We start from the raw sequence: 1,936 nt of genomic DNA on the forward strand, positions 1-1,936 counted from the left end.
GGGAGCGTCCTCCGAGGTTCGCCGGGTGGTGAGTGATGTCTCCACCAAGCTTCCTCGGGGGCGCCTCCCCACGCTCAGATCAGCTGAGGGATGCGGACTTCTGGTTGGCCACAGCCGCGGACTTTATGTTGGCCAAGGACAGTCCGGGCACCGAGTGCCGGTCGACATCGCTTACGCCTACTCCGGTTGACAGCGGCACACGGTATGAAAACTCAGTTACGAGGCTTTTGGCACTGGCGCGGGAGATCCCCGTCTCCCGCTACGTCTCCCGCGCCAGTGCCAAAAGTTGAAAGAAGGCGCGCCACGCGGCTCGCGGCACGGCGATGAACCGTAGGCCGCGCTGCCGCAGCGACTCCGCCTCGATGGAGGCGAACAGATTGCTCAGCAACTGAGAGCGTTGGCTGTCATCGGCGGCGTCCCACCCCGAGACGAGGTCGAGCAGCTGTGTGCGGCACCAATCCATGTCGCCGGCCTCGTGCACGGCGGCGGACTGGTCCCGCAGGCGCTTCTGCTCGTCATCGACAACTGATTCTCATTGCGCAAGGGTTGCTCGCCAGCGTCGGCGCGCTCGCGTTAGTAACCGACCCGTCGGAAGCTCAGTCGGGCGTCCGACTCACCCTAAGCTAAAGTTACTCCGGGTTCCCGAACGTCATCGTGAACACCATCAGCGCATAACAGAGGAGCGCAACCGCGGTCAGCAGCGCCATAAGGACCGCGGCACCGGTTGTCCCAGCGCTGACAAGGCGAACCCCCGCCGCCGGCCAGGCGAAAAGGACAGCTACCAAGGGCGATGCTGGTGAGGAGTGACCACAGCAATGTGAGCGAGCCAGATCGCACGCACCATCAAGCTGACCGCCGAGACGATCAGTAATGTTCCTACCAGGGCGTGCAGGGACAAGGCGAGAGGTCCTTGGGTGATCGCGTCGATGAATCCGCCCCAGAAACCGGCGCCGTGGTCGGCGCTTGGCACGCTTCCCTCGAAGGTCACCCACACGCCAAGGCCGTACTGGACCAGCAGCATGACAACAGCTCCGAACGCTGTTGCTCGCACCCCCCGGGCGGCTGGCCTGCGAGTGCTCATGCTCTGCTGGGGCGACAGGCCTGGGTTGTCGCCGATGACGTCACGCATCGAGGTCATTCGATCGGCACTCCTCGTCGCGAGAACCTCATGCAGGTGAATCGGACAAGCCAGCCGCACCTCACCAGCCTGCAGATTCGCTTCTCCTCGCTTCGACGCCCACCTCTCGATGAACGCCGGAGGTTGACTACCCGGCTCCTCTGGCGGCTTGCCGGGACGAGACTTGCACCCGCTGGTTGATCGGTCCTTTCTGGGCACAACTGATCTACAGAACGGTGACGAGCAGACGCAGGGCGAGGCCGACAAGTGCGACGGCGAGCAGACGCTGGATGATCACGCTCTTGGTTCGCTGGGAGAGCCAGGCGCCCACCTGCGCGCCGCCGACGACGCCAAGCGAGAGCGCGATCGCGCGGTGAATGCCAGTGCCACCGGCGAAGCTGCCGGCCGCGATGTGGGTCACGGTGCCGACCGCCGCCATGTTGGCGAGGACAAAGTGGGACGTCGCGGTGGCCACGTGGACCGGGAAACCGAGGGCTCTCACCAGCAACGGGACGTGAATCACTCCGCCGCCGATGCCCAGGAAGCTGGAGATGAAACCGACCCCGACGCTGTAGGCGACGCCGCGCCGGGTGCGAACGGAGTAACGGTAGGTCGTCCCACCCCGATCGGTGAGCCTGGCTCCGGGGCGGTGGTGGATCGCATCGCTGGTGGCACTGCTCTGTCTGACCCTCGTCGAGTTCTCCGCCTACCGGAGGCTCGTCGTCGTGCTGATCGCCTGCGCGGCCCTGCCGGTGCTCTTCGCCCGCACTCGCCACCAGCTCTGGGTGAGTCGGCTCTGCTGGGGCGTGGCCGTGATGA

General features: G+C 65.4%; 5 protein-coding genes. 1 reads left to right on the top strand and 4 read right to left on the bottom strand.

Annotation, left to right across the window (positions count from 1 at the left end; translation table 11 throughout):
* Positions 1–259: 259 nt before the first annotated feature.
* From JF886_RS02360 to JF886_RS02375, 4 genes are all read right to left on the bottom strand, one after another.
* Complete coding sequence (locus JF886_RS02360; protein WP_337309225.1) at positions 260–463, bottom strand: hypothetical protein; 204 nt, start codon at positions 461–463, stop codon at positions 260–262.
* Positions 464–629: 166 nt separating this feature from the next.
* Positions 630–785 carry a hypothetical protein gene (locus tag JF886_RS02365; RefSeq protein ID WP_337309226.1) on the bottom strand — a complete coding sequence of 52 codons (156 nt, stop codon included), beginning with the start codon at positions 783–785 and terminating at the stop codon, positions 630–632.
* Complete coding sequence (locus JF886_RS02370; protein ID WP_337309228.1) at positions 779–1,021, bottom strand: hypothetical protein; 243 nt, start codon at positions 1,019–1,021, stop codon at positions 779–781. The genes JF886_RS02365 and JF886_RS02370 overlap by 7 nt, the downstream gene beginning before the upstream one ends.
* A gap of 322 nt (positions 1,022–1,343) precedes the next feature.
* Positions 1,344–1,775, bottom strand: coding sequence for a sulfite exporter TauE/SafE family protein (locus JF886_RS02375; RefSeq protein ID WP_337309231.1), 432 nt, complete (start codon positions 1,773–1,775; stop codon positions 1,344–1,346).
* Here JF886_RS02375 and JF886_RS02380 point away from each other — a divergent pair.
* Positions 1,747–1,936: hypothetical protein (locus JF886_RS02380; protein ID WP_337309229.1), on the top strand; the 190-nt coding region annotated here is incomplete at its 3' end. The two genes, JF886_RS02375 and JF886_RS02380, sit on opposite strands and share 29 nt — an antisense overlap.

Origin of the sequence: Candidatus Aeolococcus gillhamiae (assembly GCF_016464765.1) — a bacterium.
GTDB classification, from domain to species: domain Bacteria; phylum Chloroflexota; class Dormibacteria; order Aeolococcales; family Aeolococcaceae; genus Aeolococcus; species Aeolococcus gillhamiae.